Genomic DNA, 1,170 nt, shown 5'->3' with positions numbered 1-1,170 from the left:
GGATAATTTGTCCAACCAGCGGCTTTGTCATATGAAAGGTCGTTGACATCAAACGTGACGATCCCAGCATCTGGAATATTAGCTGAGTACATCCGCACTGTCGTATCTGTCCGGGGTGCATAAACACCATATGTCCCGATTGTAATCGCACATGGGAAAACATGGCCCCCGTTATAATCAGTATGTTCACCGATCAAGTTAATTCGACCAGGTGAGAAAAAGACCCGTTATGGCTTGGTATCAAAGGCTTCGGTAAACTCCTGTTTTAAGTCGCTAGTATTCATGAAAAATCCCTCCGTAAATAGTTTTACTAAAATTTTATTAGGCTTGACTATAATGCTTTTTTTGATTGTTGTCAACACCCCATAAGACCTTTATAACAATATTTGGTAACGCTTTACAAATTTATCACGTTATCGATTCAAATTCTTCTTATCGCCCGTTGTCGTTGTCATTTAGTTAAAATTTAACTAAAATGACATATACAAATTTAATATTTTGTTTTATGATAATTGTAAGCGTTTTTTATTTATGTAACTTTGAAAGGAGCTTCCTCATGCAAGCTAATCTTCAATGGTTAGATGACCCAGAAGTCTTCCGGGTCAACCAATTACCTGCACATAGTGATCACCCTTATTATCACGACACAGCAGAATTCAAAACGGGTAGTCGCTTCATCAAGAGGCTCAATGGCGCTTGGCGTTTTAACTTCGCCAAGACACCGGCTGAACGCCCAGTTGATTTTTATCAACCCGATTTCGATGCAACCGACTTTGATACGATTCAAGTTCCCGGTCATATTGAACTAGCCGGCTATGGTCAAATTCAATACATTAACACGCTATACCCATGGGAAGGTAAAATTTATCGTCGCCCACCGTATACCCTCAATCAAGATCAATTAACACCAGGCCTATTCAGCGACGCTGCGGACAACACCGTCGGCTCGTACCTCAAAACCTTTGATCTCGACGATGCTTTTAAAGGGCAACGTATTATCATTCAGTTCCAAGGGGTAGAAGAAGCCCTGTACGTCTGGTTAAATGGCCATTTTATTGGCTACGCTGAAGATAGTTTCACCCCTTCTGAATTTGATTTGACGCCGTATATTCAGGACCAAGGTAACGTTTTAGCGGTTCGGGTCTACAAACGCAGTACTGCTGCCTTTAT

The 1,170-nt window shown here is 41.1% G+C and carries 1 protein-coding gene and 1 pseudogene; one reads left to right on the top strand and one right to left on the bottom strand.

The features are described 5' to 3' along the window. A pseudogene (locus MMY95_RS15585) lies at positions 1-284 on the bottom strand (galactokinase family protein); the annotation flags it as partial. Positions 285-556: 272 nt separating this feature from the next. On the opposite strand from MMY95_RS15585, the gene MMY95_RS15580 reads away from it, so the two are divergent. Next, positions 557-1,170: sugar-binding domain-containing protein (locus MMY95_RS15580; RefSeq protein ID WP_347192203.1), on the top strand; the 614-nt coding region annotated here is incomplete at its 3' end.

It is taken from the genome of Lactiplantibacillus sp. ME-2, assembly GCF_022549155.1.
Classification (GTDB): domain Bacteria; phylum Bacillota; class Bacilli; order Lactobacillales; family Lactobacillaceae; genus Lactiplantibacillus; species Lactiplantibacillus plantarum.
This window is presented reverse-complemented; position numbering and strand designations above follow the sequence as displayed.